Annotated in this window: 12 protein-coding genes; 5 read left to right on the top strand and 7 right to left on the bottom strand. The window is 67.1% G+C overall.

All coding sequences use genetic code 11. The features are described 5' to 3' along the window. Window position 1: 1 nt before the first annotated feature. From ACW9PK_RS06770 to ACW9PK_RS06760, 3 genes are all read left to right on the top strand, one after another. Window positions 2-394, top strand: coding sequence for a YidH family protein (locus ACW9PK_RS06770; RefSeq protein ID WP_064846485.1), 393 nt, complete (start codon window positions 2-4; stop codon window positions 392-394). Beyond that, window positions 391-732: a DUF202 domain-containing protein gene (locus tag ACW9PK_RS06765; protein WP_085106814.1), complete on the top strand. Its 342-nt coding sequence runs from the start codon at window positions 391-393 to the stop codon at window positions 730-732. Before ACW9PK_RS06770 ends, ACW9PK_RS06765 begins: the two co-directional genes overlap by 4 nt. A gap of 127 nt (window positions 733-859) precedes the next feature. Continuing rightward, a complete protein-coding gene (locus ACW9PK_RS06760) occupies window positions 860-2,401 on the top strand; it encodes an amino acid permease (RefSeq protein ID WP_085106813.1) in 1,542 nt (513 codons plus the stop codon). A gap of 85 nt (window positions 2,402-2,486) precedes the next feature. Here ACW9PK_RS06760 and ACW9PK_RS06755 read toward each other — a convergent pair whose 3' ends face one another. Next, on the bottom strand, window positions 2,487-3,776 hold the full coding sequence (locus ACW9PK_RS06755) for an adenylosuccinate synthase (RefSeq protein ID WP_064846482.1): 1,290 nt from the start codon (window positions 3,774-3,776) through the stop codon (window positions 2,487-2,489). A 283-nt stretch (window positions 3,777-4,059) separates the two neighbouring features. Here ACW9PK_RS06755 and ACW9PK_RS06750 point away from each other — a divergent pair, with 283 nt between their 5' ends. Continuing rightward, window positions 4,060-7,920 (top strand): S8 family serine peptidase, encoded by a 3,861-nt coding sequence (locus tag ACW9PK_RS06750; protein ID WP_457015376.1) that lies wholly within the window; start codon window positions 4,060-4,062, stop codon window positions 7,918-7,920. Window positions 7,921-8,035: 115 nt separating this feature from the next. On the opposite strand, the gene ACW9PK_RS06745 is transcribed toward ACW9PK_RS06750, so the two are convergent. Next, entirely contained in the window at window positions 8,036-9,214 is a 1,179-nt protein-coding gene (locus tag ACW9PK_RS06745; protein ID WP_457015375.1) for a polysaccharide pyruvyl transferase family protein, read from the bottom strand. Between the two features lie 206 nt (window positions 9,215-9,420). On the opposite strand from ACW9PK_RS06745, the gene ACW9PK_RS06740 reads away from it, so the two are divergent. Then, window positions 9,421-10,914, top strand: coding sequence for an amino acid permease (locus ACW9PK_RS06740; RefSeq protein WP_242670561.1), 1,494 nt, complete (start codon window positions 9,421-9,423; stop codon window positions 10,912-10,914). A gap of 94 nt (window positions 10,915-11,008) precedes the next feature. On the opposite strand, the gene ald is transcribed toward ACW9PK_RS06740, so the two are convergent. The 5 genes from ald to fbaA form a co-directional block, all read right to left on the bottom strand. Then, on the bottom strand, window positions 11,009-12,097 hold the full coding sequence (gene ald / locus ACW9PK_RS06735; RefSeq protein WP_085106809.1) for an alanine dehydrogenase: 1,089 nt from the start codon (window positions 12,095-12,097) through the stop codon (window positions 11,009-11,011). Window positions 12,098-12,285: 188 nt separating this feature from the next. Beyond that, window positions 12,286-12,708 (bottom strand): DUF3151 domain-containing protein, encoded by a 423-nt coding sequence (locus tag ACW9PK_RS06730; RefSeq protein WP_064846478.1) that lies wholly within the window; start codon window positions 12,706-12,708, stop codon window positions 12,286-12,288. Between the two features lie 111 nt (window positions 12,709-12,819). Next, window positions 12,820-14,454 (bottom strand): AbgT family transporter, encoded by a 1,635-nt coding sequence (locus tag ACW9PK_RS06725; RefSeq protein WP_085106808.1) that lies wholly within the window; start codon window positions 14,452-14,454, stop codon window positions 12,820-12,822. 59 nt (window positions 14,455-14,513) lie between these two features. Next, the gene (locus ACW9PK_RS06720) at window positions 14,514-15,908 is read right to left on the bottom strand and encodes an amidohydrolase (RefSeq protein ID WP_085106807.1); all 1,395 of its coding nucleotides are present in this window, start codon (window positions 15,906-15,908) and stop codon (window positions 14,514-14,516) included. A gap of 120 nt (window positions 15,909-16,028) precedes the next feature. Beyond that, window positions 16,029-17,051 carry a class II fructose-bisphosphate aldolase gene (gene fbaA, locus ACW9PK_RS06715; RefSeq protein ID WP_085106806.1) on the bottom strand — a complete coding sequence of 341 codons (1,023 nt, stop codon included), beginning with the start codon at window positions 17,049-17,051 and terminating at the stop codon, window positions 16,029-16,031. Window positions 17,052-17,214 lie beyond the last annotated feature (163 nt).

Here is a 17,214-nt window from a genome sequence, read left to right as displayed (position 1 = left end):
CGTGAGCCACCCCGAAGACCCGGCCGAGCGGCGTCGTGGATCGATCAGCCACCGTGTCCTGCGCGGCGGGACGGAACCGGACCCCCGCTTCACGCTGGCAAACGAACGCACGTTCCTCGCCTGGATCCGCACGTCCCTGGCCTTCTTGGCCGGGGGCATCGCCATCGAGGCGTTCACCGGGGACATCTTCGACATCGCGGTGCGCAAGTTCCTGGCCCTGGTCCTGCTGGTGCTGGGTATGTTCCTCAGTGCCGGAGCCGCACTGCGGTGGCTGCGCGTGGAACGTTCCATGCGGCACAAGGCTCCCCTGCCCCTGCCGCTGATCGTCCCGCTCGTGGCGGTAGGGGGCGCGATCGCCTCCGGGGTGCTCGTGGTCGTGGTGCTGACCCGATGAGTTCCATCACCCCGCCGGGCGTGCGCACGCACGAAGATCCGGGACTGCAACCCGAGCGCACCGTGCTGTCCTGGGGCCGGACCATGCTGGCACTGTGCACCGCCGCAGCGATCTACCTGAAGTGGCTCCCGGCCCACGGCGCGTTCGTGCTCTCGTTGTTCACCGTGGCGTTGTGCCTCTCCGGAGGGATCTATGCCACACAACGCATGCGTTATCGGCGGGAATCCGTGGGAATCGCCGGGGAGCGGATCACGCCGGACCTGGTGGCCGTGGTCGTGACCTCCGGGACGTGTCTGGTGCTGGGCGTCCTAGGAATCATCACGGTGATCGTCTTCTGAGAATTTGTGGCCACTTCGGTGGACCCTTGCGTGGGGATCCCCACGTGTGCTGCGATGCCGCGCATAATGTCCCTCAGCCGCCGCGATCCGCTGCGGCGCCGGACCATCACAACTACGGGAGAACCCTGTGTCTTCATCTTCGTCCGGTGGGGGAAACATCTCGACGGCGGCCACGCCGCCCGATCCACACGCATCCCACCGCCCCGATCCACGGCCCACCGGCCAGGACGTCGCGCCCGACGGCTCGCTGCGCCGCACCCTCAAGTCGCGTCACCTGACCATGATCGCGATGGGCGGGGCGATCGGCACCGGTCTGTTCGTGGCCTCCGGCAACTCCATCAACACCGCGGGTCCCGGCGGGGCGCTCGTCGCCTACGCTGCGATCGGGTTCATGGTGTTCCTGCTCATGCAGTCCCTGGGCGAGATGGCCACGCACCTGCCCGTGGCGGGCTCGTTCGAGGAGTACTCCACCCGCTACATCAGCCGCTCCTTCGGCTTCGCGATCGGGTGGAACTACTGGTACAACTGGGCGATCACCGTGGCCGCGGAACTCGTGGCGGCCGCGCTGGTGATGCGCTACTGGTTCCCGGACGTCCCCGCGTGGATCTGGTCCGCACTGTTCCTGGTGATCCTCTTCTCCCTCAACGCCCTCAGCGCTCGCGCGTACGGCGAGAGTGAGTTCTGGTTCTCCCTGGTCAAGGTGATCACCGTGGTGATCTTCCTGGTCCTGGGTGTCCTGATGATCCTGGGCATCCTGGGCGGCCCGTCCCCCGGGTTCCACAACTGGACCGCCGGCGAGGCGCCCTTCGTCAACGGCTTCACCGGCATCATGGCCATCTTCATGGTCGCGGGGTTCTCCTTCCAGGGCACCGAGCTCGTGGGTGTCGCGGCCGGCGAGGCCGACAACCCCCGCGAGACCGTTCCCAAGGCCATCCGCACGGTCTTCCTGCGCATCCTGCTCTTCTACATCGGTGCGATCGCCGTGATCGGTTTCCTGATCCCCTACACCGATCCCCACCTGCTCGCGAGCGACGTGGAGGACGTCTCCATCTCCCCGTTCACCCTGGTGTTCGAGCACGCCGGTGTCTTGGCCGCGGCGAGCGTGATGAACGCCGTGATCCTCACCGCCATCCTCTCCGCGGGCAACTCGGGGCTGTACGCCTCCACCCGTATGCTCTACGCGCTCGCGAAGGGCGGGAAGGCTCCCCGGTTCCTGGCCCGGGTCAACCGCCGCGGTGTCCCGATGCTCGCACTGCTGGCCACCACGCTGATCGGCATGTTCTGCTTCCTGACCACCCTGATCGGTGAGGGTCAGGCGTACGTGTGGCTCATCAACGCCTCCGGCCTGGCCGGTTTCATCGTGTGGATGGGGATCGCGTGGAGCCACTACCGGTTCCGCAGGGCCTACGTCCTGCAGGGCGGGGATCCCAAGAACCTCACCTACCGTGCCCGGTTCTTCCCCATCGGCCCCGTGGTCGCGCTCATCATGTGTGCCGTGGTGATCCTGGGTCAGGGCTACAGCCTGATCACGTCCGGGGAGGTCAACGCCCTGGGCCTGCTGTCCTCGTACCTGGGCCTGCCCGTGTTCCTGGCCCTGTGGCTCGGGCACAAGGTCGTGACCAAGGACAAGCCCGTGGACCTGCTCACCGCAGACGTCTCGCAGCACTGATCCGACCGTGCCCCACGGATGACACGACGACGCCGCTCCAAGGCTTGGAGCGGCGTCGTTGTGTCCGCGGGTGGGAATCGGGGCGTCAGTCCGCGATCAGGTCCCGCATCACGATGGTGTCGTCCCGGTCCGGGCCCACACCGATCGCGGAGATCCGGCACCCGGACATCTTCTCCAATGCCTCGACGTATGCGCGGGCGTTGGCGGGGAGGTCCCCCAGGGTGCGGGCCCCGGTGATGTCCTCGGTCCAGCCCGGGAAGTTCTCGTACACGGGCTGGGCGTGGTGGAAGTCGGACTGGGTCATGGGCATCTCGTCGAAGCGCTGACCGTCCACCTCGTAGGCCACGCACACCGGGATCTCACGCAGCCCGGTGAGCACGTCCAGCTTGGTGATGAACAAGTCCGTGAAGCCGTTGATCCGCGCGGCCTGGCGGGCCATGACGGCGTCGTACCAGCCGGTGCGGCGCGGCCGGCCCGTGTTGACGCCGAACTCGCCGCCGGTCTTGCGCAGCTGCTCGCCCATCTCGTCGAAGAGCTCGGTGGGGAACGGACCGGCGCCCACGCGCGTGGTGTACGCCTTCTGGATGCCGATCACCCGGGTGATGCGCGTGGGGCCCACGCCCGAGCCCACGGACGCGCCGCCCGCGGTGGGGTTCGACGACGTCACGAACGGGTAGGTGCCGTGGTCCACGTCCAGGAACGTGGCCTGGCCGCCCTCCATGAGCACCACTTCGTCGCGGTCCAGGGCCTCGTTGAGCACTCGCGTGGAGTCCACGATCATGGGCGCGAGGCGCTCGGCGAAGCCCAGGAAGTACTCCGCGATCTCATCCACCTCGAACGCGCGGCGGTTGTAGAGCTTGACGAGCAGCTCGTTCTTCTGGCGTAGCGCGCCCTCGATCTTCTGCCGCAGGATGGACTCGTCCAGCACGTCCTGCACGCGGATGCCCAGGCGGCCCACCTTGTCCATGTACGTGGGACCGATCCCGCGGCCCGTGGTACCGATCGCGCGCTTGCCCAGGAATCGCTCGGTGACCTGGTCCAGCGTCTGGTGGTACGGGGCCACGAGGTGCGCGTTGGCGGAGATCCGCAGGTGGGACGTGTCCGCGCCGCGGGCCTCGAGGCCGTCGATCTCCTCGAACAGGGCCTGGGGGTTGATCACCACGCCGTTGCCGATCACAGAGGTGGCGTTGGGGCTGAGGATGCCCGCGGGAAGGAGCTTGAGCTCGAACTTCTCACCGCCCACCACCACGGTGTGCCCGGCGTTGTTGCCGCCGTTGGGCTTGACCACGTAGTCCACCCGGCCACCCAGGAGATCCGTGGCCTTGCCCTTGCCCTCATCGCCCCACTGGGCTCCGACGATCACGATTGCTGGCATAGCTGGCTACTCCTGCCCGGGCTTGCACCCATTCGGCACGACAACGGTTGAGGAGTACGCGCGGGGCACGTACCAACCAATTCTAACGGTGACGCCCACCACCGCCGCTCTCGTCCGCCCACCCCGGTCACGGCGCGAATCCGGCGTCCGACACGCCACGGACATCGCGACTGGTGAGAGCACAGAATATTTTGATGAAACCTTTACTTTTCGGTAGGGCGCACGCAGGCTTGGGTCATTGCGATGCACCTCACGACATCCCCCGAATGTCAAAGGACGAGACATGAACCACGAGACAAGGGCTGGTCGTGGCAGAGCCGCCAAGGCCTGCCTCACGACCGCCCTGGGCCTGGCACTGGCCCTGGGCACGGCGCTGCCGGCGAGCGCCGTCGACATCACCCCGGCGCCCAAGACGGACGACCACAACACCCAGAACCCCGACCGGCTGATCGGCTCGGATCTCAAGGATGCCGAGGGCCAGGTGGCGGTCTTCGTGCAGCTGCAGGGACCGAGTGCCTTCGAGGCCACGCAACCCGAGGGCGTGCGCTCCGGGAGCCAGGACCCGGTCCAGGCCGCCGCGCGGGTGCGGGCCATCCGCCAGTCGGTGGAGAGCATGGGTTCCACCCTGAGCTCCGCCTCCGGGTCCGACCTGCTGTACACCACATCCAACGCCCTGCGCGGAGTCGCCCTCAAGGGAGATGCCGCGCAGTTGCGTGAGCTGAGCAAGCGCTCCGACGTGGTCAAGATCTCCAAGATCGTCCCCGCCTACCGCAACAACGCGGGTTCCGTGCTGGACACCAACACCCTCAACGCCTGGACCCAAACCGGCCAGACCGGTAAGGGCGTCAAGGTCGCCATCATCGACTCGGGCATCGACTACACCCACGCCGACTTCGGTGGTCCGGGCACCGTCGACGCCTACAAGAAGGCCAAGGCCTCGAACGACCTGCCGGGCAAGGACTCGGGTCTGTACGACTCCAAGAAGTTCCTCGGCGGGTACGACCTCGCGGGCGACGCCTACGACGCCCAGATTCCCACCAGCGTCCCGAAGCCGGACAACAACCCGCTGGACTGCGAGGCCGGCGGCCACGGAACGCACGTGGCGGGCACTACCGCGGGCTACGGCGTGGGCGCGGACGGCAAGACCTACAAGGGCGATTTCACCAAGCTGACGCAGGAGCAGATCGGCAAGATGCGGATCGGCCCGGGCACCGCGCCCGAGGCGCAACTGATCGGGCTGCGCGTCTTCGGCTGTGAGGGTTCCACCAACCTGGTCCTCGACGCCCTGGACCGTTCCCTGGACCCCAACATGGACGGGGACTTCTCGGACAAGGCGGACATCATCAACATGTCCCTCGGGTCCGACTTCGGCCCGGCCGACGACCCCCAGAACGACCTGATCGACGCGCTGTCCCGCCAGGGCATCCTCTCGGTCATCGCCGCGGGCAACGCCGGGGACGCCCACGAGATCTCCGGCTCCCCGGGCAGCGCGCGTTCCGCATTGACCGTGGCCAACTCCCAGGGCAGCACCGCCGCGCAGGACAAGGCCGAGGGCCTCTCGCCTGACAGCGCCCAGGGTGAACTGACCGGCTCCTACAGCGGGAGCTTCAACTACAGCGATGCCAAGCCCGAACAGCTCCAGGGCGACGTCGTGGTCGGCCCGCAGGACAACCGTTTCGGCTGCACTCCCTTCTCGCAGGACTTCGGCGGCAAGTGGGTCATGCTCGACTGGGAGGACAAGGCCGGCTTCCCGTGCGGCTCCAAGGTCCGCTTCGACAACGTCCAGGCCGCCGGCGGCAAGGGCGTGGTCCTGGAGTCCGACTACTCGGTGGATCCCACGAGCATCGCGGGCAACGCCGGCGTCCCGGGTCTGTTGATGAGCAAGGAATCCATCGCCAAGATCAAGCCGGCCGCCCAGGCCGGCGGGGCCCGGGTCAAGCTAGCCCCGGAGTGGATCGGTGCCGCCAGGGCGCAGACCGGCCAGAAGGACCAGGTCAACGATTCGACCTCCCGCGGTCAGCACGGCAGCAACGGGGTCATCAAGCCCGACGTCGCCGCACCCGGCACCAACATCGGTTCCGCCGGTGTGGCCGCGGGCAACGGCGTGTCGGTCAAGACCGGCACCTCCATGGCCACCCCGCACGTGGCCGGGATCGCCGCCCTGGTGCAGCAGAAGCACCAGAACTACAACCCCCAGATGATCAAGGCCGCCATCATGAACTCGGCCGTGCACGACGTGCACGCCGCGAACGGGGCCACCTCCGCGGTGGACCGCGTGGGTTCGGGTCGTGTGGACGCACTGCGCGCCGTGAACCAGGATGTGCTGGTCTACGACAAGGCCAATCCTGCCCTGATCTCCTCGACCTTCGGGGTCACCGAGATCAAGAACGGCAAGGAGACCTTCTCCCGTGAGCTGGTCGTGGACAACACCAGCGGCGCGGCGCACACGTACCAGGTGCGCTTCGACGCTTCCACCGACGTCCCGGGCGTGAGCTTCTCCACGCCGGGCTCGGTCAGTGTGGCCAAGGGCGGCAAGGCCACCGTCAAGGTGACCGCCACCGTGGATCGCGCGCAGCTGGCCAAGACCCACGACCCCTCCGAGGCCGTGACCCAGCTGGGCTTCGCCCGTCAGTTCCTGGCCTCCGAATCCGGCCGCCTGGTCCTGACGGAGAACGGCCAGGACCTGCGCGTCCCCATGTCGATCGCCCCGAAGCCGGCGGCCGACATGCGGGTGGACAACGCCACGCTGGACCGGTGGGACAAGAACGGCACGAGCGCCGTCGCCCTCGCCGGCACCGGCCTGGACCAGGGCGGCTGGCAGTCGGCCCTGGGGGCTTTCGAGTTGGGCGCCAAGTCGGGCCGCCTGGATTCCACCAAGCTGGCCGGCGGCAACTCCCAGTTCGCCGATCTGCAGTACGTGGGCGCTTCCTCGAACCTCCCGCAACTGAAGGCCGAGAAGAAGGACGTGAGCAAGGACGGCATGATCAACTTCGGTGTCTCCAGCTGGGGCAACGCGAGCACGATCAAGCCGGACGTCTCCACGGAGATCGCGATAGACACCACCGGCAACGGTCGCCCCAACTACATCGCGGCCCTGGGCCGGACGGATGGTCTGGACTACCCGGTGGTGAACCTGTACGGCTACGTCAACGGTGAACTCACGGTGATCGACAGCCAGCCGCTGAACGGTTCCTGGGGTGACGTAGACACCAACACGTTCGACACCAACGCCATGGTGATGCCGGTCAGCGCCGCGAAGCTGGGTATCGATCCCACCAAGACCGACACCAAGCTGACCTACCAGGTGACCACTTTTTCCGGGAGCATCGACGGCCCCGTGGACCGCACGGGCGTGATCGAGTACAGCCCGGTCACCCCGAAGATCTCCTTCCGCGGGGAACAGGTCAACACGTCGCTGTTCACCGATCTGCCCGGTAAGAAGCTGACCGCGCACCGCGGTTCGGAGAGCGCCAAGGGCGAGGCCCTGTTCCTGCACCTGCACAACGCCACCGGGGACCTCTCCGGTATCCGCGCGGGTCAGGACGGCGCCAAGGCCGAGGTCAAGACCTTCCAGTCCGCGGCGAAGGCCCCCGAGACCCAGAACCCGATGTTCAAGGACGTTCCCAAGAACCACGTGTTCTACTCGGAGATCTCCTGGCTGGCCAACAAGGGCATCACCCGCGGTTGGCCGGACGGGACGTTCCGCCCCGCCCAGGCCGTGAACCGTGACCAGATGGCCGCGTTCCTCTACCGGATGGCCGGTTCGCCGCAGTACACGCCTCCCACCAAGTCCCCCTTCAAGGACGTGCCCACCAGCCACGTCTTCTACAAGGAGATCGCCTGGATGAGCGAGCAGGGCATCACCAAGGGGTGGCCGGACGGGACCTTCCGCCCGTACCAGCAGATCAACCGCGACCAGATGGCCGCGTTCTTTTACCGGATGGCCGGATCCCCGGCGTATACCGCTCCAAAGGCCTCCCCCTTCAAGGACGTGCCCCCCAACCGCGTCTTCTACAAGGAGATCGCCTGGATGAACGGGCAGAACATCGCCCGTGGTTGGTCGGACGGGACCTTCCGCCCCTACGAGCCCGTGAGGCGCGATCAGATGGCGGCGTTCCTCTTCCGCTACGACCAGCAGAAGTAGTCGCTCCCAGCGGGGTTCACCACATCGGTTGATCCTCCGCAACGGCGAGGGCCCCGTGGCAGCCACAGTGTGGATGTCACGGGGCCCTCGCCGTGTCCGGGTCAGGCCTTTTGCCCTACCGGCCGTAGAGCTGCTTCGCCTCGTCCCGCTTGGCGCGCACCGCCTCGGCGAAGCCCGCGGGCGCCGTCAGTTCTTCCAGGGCCACAGGCTCCGAGGTCTGCCCGGCATGGACCAGCGACCAGTTGGAGCCGACCTCGATCACGGACTGGTGCTTGACGTCGTAGTACCCGGGTTTGCCGCTGAGCGCGACACCCCTGGCCCCGTGCAGCGCCGCGACCAGGTGGTGATGGAAACGGGTGGTCAGCCACACCTGGTGCGGCCCGAACGTGAAATCCCCGTCCCATGCGGCCTGGAACGGGATGAACCCGTCCGGGGCCACGAGATCCCGCAGCCGGTCGAAGCCCTCATGATCGTCCCCGGGGATGGCCTCGAGGTAGCGCACAGATTCCCGGGGTAGATCCCACCGCCGCAATTGCGCCCCGGCGAAGTCCAGCATCCGTTCGAAGGACCCCTCCGCCAGGGTGTCCGACTGCACGCACACCACCACCTCGCTCGGGGCGTCCGTACCTTCGGTGCGAGCGGACGACCCATCCCCCTTGTGCCCGGACAGGAGCCCAAGGGCCCGTGCGTGGCGGGCGTCCTCCGCGAGGAGGAAAGCGTCGTCGAACCCCACGGGCACTCCGGCGGCCTGGGCGCTGGGGCGGTCCCGCACGCTGAGGTGGTCCAGGTCCGTGAGCGGGTCCCCCGCGAAGGGCATCAGCCCCTGACCCGTGGCGAACAACCGCGCCCCCGAGATGTCCCGGACCGCGCGCATCGCCTCGACGATGTGCAGGTTGGCGGCCCAGTCCCGGTGCAGCACCCCGCCGCCCAGCAGGTGCACGGTGCTCGCTTCGCGCAGGGCGAGCAATCCCGCGTCGTACTTCGGGGACCCCAGATCCTCGATCAAGCTGCGCATCGAGCGCCCCGAGCCGTGTTCCACGTCGTGCAGAGCGCGGAAGACCGTATTGACCACATGCAGTCGTGGATGGATGCCGCGCAGCAGGGCGGTGACGGTCCCCGGTTCGCGGACGTCCAGCCACACGTCCGTGGTGGGTGCCACCTTGGCCAGGTAATTGACCCAGGTGGCCGCAATCAGCTCGTCCCCGAAATTCGGGTAGCCCGCCCACGAGATCAGGTAGATCGGGGGCTTGCGAGCGGGAGGGACCCGTCGATGGTCCTTCAGAAGATTGCGCATGGATGCAGGGTACCCACAGGCGGAACCCAGGATTCGGGGGTTGCACGGTGTCCCCATCGGCGGGGCCGTTGTCGGCTCGGCGAATCACCGCGCCGAACACATCGGCCGCGGCAGCCCCAGAGTAGCCCCGTCCGGTCCCGTCTGCCGTGCGCAGGATGACGGACGGCCACCACCGGTGCCCGTGCGGACGGGTAATGTTCTCTCCCATGACTGCACCCCGCCCACCCCATGACGGTCCCACCGGCGCACGCGGTTCGGCCAGCGTGATCCACGGGGGATCCCGCGAGCACTCGCCGCACGCGCCGTCGCAACCGCCACAGGGGAGTTACCTCAAGCCGCGCCACCTGGTGATGATGGCGCTCGGTTCGGCCATCGGCACCGGCCTGTTCGTGGGGACGGGCGCGGCGATCCAGACCGCCGGGCCCGCCGTATTGATTTCCTACCTCGTGGCGTGTCTGCTGCTCGTGCTCGTGATGCGCGCACTGGGCGAGATGGCCGCCGCGGATCCGTCCTCCGGCGCGTTCTCGACCTACGCGGGCAAGGCCATGGGGCCCACGATCGGTCGCGCCCTCGGGTGGTTGTGGTGGGCCCAGATCGTGGTGGTCGTGGCCGCGGAGGCCACCGCCGCCGCGCAGCTCGTGACCGAGATGTGGCCCTCGCTGCCCCAGTGGTTGTGGGCGTTGATTTTCATGGCCGTGTTCACGGTCATCAACCTGGTGCGCGTGGGCACGCTGGGTGAGACGGAGTTCTGGTTCGCGCTGCTCAAGGTCGCCGCGGTCGTGGCGTTCCTGGTCGTGGGTGTGCTGTTGCTGATCGGTGTGCTGCCCGCTCCGAGCCCGGGGCTGTCCAACCTCACGGAGCACGGCGGGTTCATGCCCAACGGCATCACGGGGGTTGCGGCCGCACTGCTGGTGGTCGTCTTCGCGTTCGGCGGCACCGAGCTCGTGACTATCGCCGCCGCCGAGACGGAGGACCCGCAGACCAACGTGGCCCGCGCGATCCGCACCATCCTGATCCGCATCCTGATCTTTTACGTGGGCTCCGTGACCGTCATGGTGCTGGTGCTGCCGTGGAACAATGAGGGCCTCTCCTCCAGCCCGTTCGTCGCGGTCCTCACGGAGGTGGGGATCCCCGGTGCGAACGTCCTGATGAACATCGTCATCATCCTGGCGCTGCTGTCCGCGCTCAACGCGAACGTGTATGGCAGTTCGCGCATGCTCTACTCCCTCGCGCGCCGGGGATCCGCACCGCGTGGGCTCGCGGCCACCTCCTCGCGCGGGGTTCCCCGCCTCGCCGTCACGATCTCGGTGCTCTTCGGCTTCATCGCCGTGGTGCTCAACTACCTGTGGCCCGAGACGGTGCTCAACGTCATGCTCAACGTGATCGGCTCCACGTGCCTGGTGGTCTGGGCCCTGGCGCTGATCTCCCAGATCATCCTGCGCAAGCGCGCCGACCGCGCCGGGGTGTCCTCGCCGCTGAAGATGTGGGCCTTCCCGTGGCTGTCCTACTTCGCCCTGGCCCTGTTGGCCGCGATCGTCATCCTGGGCCTCCTGGACACCGCCGTGCGGTTCCAGCTCATCGCCACGTTCATCCTGGTGTGCCTGATCGCGCTCGCGTGCAAGATCTTCACGAGTTCACGCGTCCGCCCCGAGGAAACCTCCTCCACCGGCGAGGCCGACGACGTCGTACCCCGGCTCTGACCCCGCTCCACGCCGACAACGGCGTGACCGAGCGCAGATCCCGAGTCGCTCGGACGACGGCGCGCCCCGGCTCCAGGGCGCGCCGTCGGCGTCCTCAGCTCGCCGCGGGCAGATCGGGGAAGGCCGCCGCCACGCCCGGTGAGTGCAGTTGCCCGGCACGGGTCGAGAGCCCGGCGGCCAGAGCGGCGTCGTTCTCCAGGGCGGAGTCCACACCGCGCGCCAACGCCATGACGTACGGGGACGTCGCGTGCGTGAGCGACTGGGTGGCCGTGACGGGCACGGCACCGGGCAGGTTCGCCACGCAGTAATGACGAATACCGTCCACGGCATAGACCGGGTCGTCGTACGTGGTGGGCCGGGTGGTCTCGAAGCACCCGCCCTGGTCCACGGCCACGTCCACGAGCAGCGCATGGGGCTTCACGATCGACAGGTGCTCCCGGCGCACGAGCTTGGGGGCGGAGGCGCCCGGGACCAGGACGGAACCCACGACCACGTCCGCGCGCGGCAGTTCCTCATCCAGGCGGTGGGTGTCGCTCATCAGGACCCGGGCGTGGGGGAACAGCGCGTCCAGTTGTCGCAAGCGATCGCCGTTGGCCTCGAGGATCGTGACGTCCGCGCCGGCCCCCACCGCTGCGCGGGCCGCGTGTTCACCCACGGTGCCACCGCCGATCACCAGCACGGTGGCCGGAACAACGCCGGGCACCCGACCCAGGAGGATCCCGGGGCCGCCCGCGTGGTGCTGGAGGTGGTGTGCGGCGTTGGCGATCGCCAGACGGCCCGCGATCTCGGACATCGGGCGCAACAGGGGCAGCGTGCGTCCCACCCGAACGGTCTCATAGGCGATCCCCGTGGTGCCCCTGTCCAGCAGTGCTTCCGTCAGCGAACGGCTCGCGGCCAGGTGGAGGTACGTGAACAGCGTGAGGTCCGGGCGCAGGAAGTCGTACTCGGAGGCGATCGGCTCCTTGACCTTCACCAGCAGCTCGGCCTGCGCCCATGCGTCCTCCTGGGACGTGATCCGCGCTCCCGCCGCGCGGTAGGACTCGTCCGAGAAACCCGCGCCCTCCCCCGCGTGCTCCGCGACGAACACCTCGTGGCCTTCGGCAACCAGTGCGGTGACCATGGTGGGGGTGAGGCCCACGCGGGCCTCTTCCGGTTTGATCTCACGGGGTACGGAGATTCTCATGACGGCGCGCTCCTCTCATGGGGCACGCGTACCCGAGGAGGTGTGCTCGGGTCTGACGATGGGCCCCGGCTGTCCTTCCATTGTGCCCCGCGTCACCCGCACCCGCACAGGGGGCCGGGGCGAATATGACCAGGTCGCCCGGTCCGTTCAGGACCGGGCGACCGGTTCATCGTCGCAGCCGGACGGGGTCAGCGGCGAGCGATCTGCTCCGCCGCCTCCGGGTCCGAATCGTGGAGGAACTTCTCGATCCGGGCGGCCTCATCCATCTCGCCGATCTGCGCGGCGGCCTGGCCCAACGCTGCCAGCGCCCGCAGGAACCCGCGGTTGGGTTCGTGGGAGTACGGCACCGCGCCGTGCCCCTTCCATCCATGGCCGCGCAGCGAGTCCAACCCGCGGTGGTAGCCCACCCGGGCGTAGGCGTACCCCTCCAGAGTGCGGCCGTCCGCGAGCGCCTCCTCCGCGAGCATCGCCCACGGCAACTGCTCCTTGGGGAAGGCCGCCGCGAGGTCCTCGGCCACGTCACCCGCGTCGAGGCGGGCCGTCAGCTCGGGGTTCTCGTCCAGATAGGTGGGAGCCGGTTCGTCCAGCAGATTCTTGCCGAGCAGTGCCACGGTGGGTTCCTTTCCACGCCGAGTTCAAGGGTTCGTAGCCACTCTACGCAGCGTGCACGACGCCGCTCCACGCCGTTCGCGCACGACGTCACCGAGCGCCGTCGACGCGGCTCAGTGCGTAATCATGATGCCCACTCCCGGGCCCAACGGCAGTCCGAGGAAGTAGAAGACCATGAGAATGAGAACCCACACCACCCAGAAGGGGACTACGAACGGAATCATCCTGGCCATCACCGTCCCCAGCCCGGCAGAGGGTTCGTACTTACGGAGCATGGCGAGCAGCACGACCATGTAGGGGTTGAGAGGGGTCATCACCTGCGTCGCCGAGTCACCCACGCGGAACGCGGCCTGGATGAAGGCGGGCTCGAATCCCAGAATGCCGAACATCGGCACGAAGACTGCGGCCATCAGAGTCCACATGGAGGATCCCGAAATGATGAACAGGTTCAGGATCGAACACAGAATGATGAACCCGATGATCACGGGGAAGCCGGTGACACCTGCGTTTTCCAGACCCGATGCGCCGGTGACCGCGATCCAGGAACCGATCCCGGACCAGTTGAACAGCGCGATGAACTGCCCCAGGATGAACGCCAGGACCAGGAAGGACGTCATGTCCTTGAGGGCTGCTCCCATCATCACCGGGACGTCCTTGAATCCCCGAACGGTTCCCGCAATCCGGCCGTAGACGTAACCGCTCACGGAGAAGAACACGAAGATGATGAAGACGATGGACGCCAGCAGCGGTGATTTGGGGAGGAAGTTCCCGTCTTCGTTGCGCCATGGTGAACTCGGCAAGAGTGTGAAGACGGTCAGTGCGACACCGATCAGCACGAACGTCACACATGCCCACAGAAGTGCCTTTTTCTCCCTGGGGGACAATTCGGCCTCGACCTGGGGTTCCCGGGATTCCGCAACGGTTTGCTCGTCCCCCACGACGCGCATGGCGCGGGTGTCGGTCATGAGCTGACCCGTCTCCGGGTTGACCTCGTCCTTGGACACCCCTGCTCGCATGACTCGCGGTTCCACCACCTTGTCGATGACGAACCCCGCCACGCAGGAGAGTACGACCGCCGCGACGATGTTGAAGTAGTAGTTGGACAGCGGGTTGGCCTCGGTGGCGTGATTCGCGAGCGCGGGCACGGTAGGGATCACGGCGTTGGTAATGCCCGCGAACAGGGCATCGAGCGACGTCGGGAAGATATTGGTGGAGTAACCAGCACCGGCCGACGCGAAGCCGCCGAGCAGACCTGCCACCGGGTGACGGCCGGCTGCTTTGAACGCGAGGGCGGCCAGGGGCGGAATCACCACGAACGCGGAATCGGCCATGATCGACCCCACCACGCCCACGAAACCCACGGTGTACGGCAGCAACCAGCGCGGGGCTCCACCGATCGTGAATCGGATGGCTGCGGCCAAGAACCCGGACTTCTCCGCGATCCCGATCGCCAGCAGAATGGTGGCCACGGTGACCAACGGCGGGAACCCGATGTAGTTCTCACCCAGGGTCGTGGTGAACCACGCGAGACCTTCCCCGGTGAACAGACCCTTGATCGCCAGGGGTTCATCCTTCCCCGGTACGTGTACGACCACGTTGCCCCAGGCCATGGCGGTGGACACGACCGCCGTGATGAGGAACAGGATGGTGAACAGGGCGAAGGGCTCGGGCAGCTTGTTGCCCACCCGCTCGATACCGGTGAGGAGTCTGTCTCCCACATTCGATCTCTTGGTCGCGGTGGCGGTCATGTGTACTCCATCGAGGTCAGTGGTCGAAAAATGTCGATGCGTGGCCCGCCGGCTCCGGTTCAGTCGAAATAGCTCTCCACGGCAATGCCGCCCCCGCCGGCGTGGAAGTCATCAAGGACGTGTTGAGCCAGTGCATCATCGACCAGATAGTCGAGAGCCACCGCTGCCAGTCCGTAGGCGCCGTCGACACCCGCAGCTTCTGCCTGCGGGGTAGCTGCAGCAGCCGCGAAATCCCGGGTGTGCAGGCCCATGTCCTGGTCCGTGATGCTGATCAACGGGTGAATACCGGGAATCCGATAGCTGACGTTGCCGAAGTCCGTGGACGCGGCCAGCACCTCGGACACCGTGCCCGCCGGGTAAGGATCGCGCCCGCGGCGTCGCTGAGCGAGGACCCACCGATCGGAGAGGGGCGAATTGCCCAGCACGGGAAGGGTGGCGGGGGACGAATCCCAATCGATCTCGACATCCACCCCGGCCATCAGCGCGGCACCCTGGAGAACCTCGGTCACCCGTTGGGACAAGGCCTTTAGGGTCGCAGGGCGCTGGGAACGGACGTACAGCTGCAGGGTGGCTGCCTCGGTGATGATGTTGGGGCGTTCTCCGCCCTCGGGTAGTACGGCATGGATCCGATCGGTGGGCGGGGTCTGCTGTCTCAGCAGGCCCAGCCCCTGGTAGGCGAGCACCGCGGCGTCGAGAGCGTTGCGTCCCATGAACGGGTGCGACGACGCGTGAGCTGCCGCACCGCGATAGTGCACCGTGCACTGACGGCGACCGAGCCACACCTGGTCCACGAGATCCGCGATGTAGGAGTGCACCATGACCGCGGCGTCGATACCCTCCAGTGCACCTGCTCTGGCCATGATCTCTTTGCCACCTTCACCCTCCTCTGCGGGCGTTCCCAGGTAAACTACGCGGCCGGAAAACGCGGAGGGTGTGCCCCGGATGAGCTCGACGAGTGCCACGAACGCACCCAGGCCGGTCACGGCGATCACATTGTGTCCGCAGCCGTGGCCGATACCGGGCAGGGCGTCGTACTCCGACATGATCGCGATGGTGCGGTGACACGCCGGGTCGAAGTCCTCGGAGGTCACCTCAGCGCGAATGGCGGTGTCCAGACCGAAAGCGGGGTTCTCCGCGGGAATGTCATGGTCCGCCAGATGATCGACGATCAGCTTGACCGCACGATGTTCCTGGAATGCCGTTTCGGGGTTCTCATGCAGTTCGTGCAGTACGTGACCGAGGGCCGTGGTCTGGCCCTCGATCGAGGATTCGAGACGCTCATGCAGCTCATCCGCTGCGCCGTCGTGGCTGGCCAAGTGATGTTTCAGCTCGTTCTTACGACGTTCCGTATCCTGCTCGAGCTGTTCGAGGTAGGCCCGGGAGGGCTCGGAATTGATCGTCAGGTGGTGGCGGTCGCGGTCTGGGCTTTCTTCCGGCGAGTGGCTCGTTCCCATACTTGGGGAGCGTAACAAGTGATTCGCATCACCCCGGTGAGCGACCCTGTAGTGTTGCGGCCCGAGACACGACGGTGCCCCGCACCACGGGGTACGGGGCACCGGAGGAGCACGGGGAACCTACTTGATGGAGGTACCCGCGGAACCGAGGTTCTGGCACGCCTCCACCACGCGGGCGGCCATGCCGGTCTCGGCCTCGGCGCCCCACACGCGGGGGTCGTACTTCTTCTTGTTGCCGACCTCGCCGTCGACCTTGAGGACGCCGTCGTAGTTGCTGAACATGAACCCGGCCACGGGGCGCGTGAACGCGTACTGGGTGTCGGTGTCCACGTTCATCTTGATCACGCCGTAGGACACCGCGTCCGCGATCTCCTGCGCGGTGGAACCGGAGCCGCCGTGGAACACGAGGTCGAACGGGCGGTCCTTGCCGATCTTGGCACCCACCTCGTCCTGGATCTGCTTGAGCAGTTCGGGGCGCAGGCGCACGTTGCCGGGCTTGTACACGCCGTGCACGTTGCCGAAGGTCAGCGCCGTGATGTAACGGCCCTTCTCTCCGGCGCCCAGGGCCTCGATGGTCTTCATACCGTCCTCGACGGTCGTGTAGAGCGTGTCGTTGATCTCGCCGACGACGCCGTCCTCCTCGCCGCCCACGGCCCCGATCTCCACCTCGAGGATGATCTTGGCCTTGTGGGTGCGCTCCAGCAGTTCCTGGGCGATCTTGAGGTTCTCGTCCAGATCGATCGAGGAACCGTCCCACATGTGCGACTGGAAGATGGGGTCCTCACCGCGGGCCACGGCCTTCTCCGACTCGGCCAGCAGCGGCAGCACGAAGCCCTCGAGCTTGTCCTGGGGGCAGTGGTCGGTGTGCAGCGCGATGTTGACGTCGTAGTTCTTGGCGACCTCGCGGGCGAACGCCGCCATGGCCAGCGAACCCGTGACCATGTCCTTCACGGAGGAGCCGGACCAGTACGCCGCACCACCGGTGGACGCCTGGATGATGCCGTCCGAACCCGCCTCGGCGAAACCGCGGATCGCGGCGTTGAGGGTCTGGGAGGAGGTCACGTTGATGGCCGGGTAGGCGAAGCCCTTCTCCTTGGCCCGGTCGATCATCTCGGAGTAAACGTCAGGGGTTGCGATGGGCATGAAACACTCCTTCTACTGGGTTCCCGATGCACGGCTGGACCGTGGCCTGAGGCCTGTTTCCAGTCTAGGCGACGGGTCTGCTCGTGACCCGGGACGGCACCGCAAAATTGTGGCCCGCCACGGGATGAACCGTGGCGGGCCGATCGTCTCAGAGCCGCGCCGT

The organism is Kocuria sp. MNB10, assembly GCF_054073685.1.
This window is presented reverse-complemented; position numbering and strand designations above follow the sequence as displayed.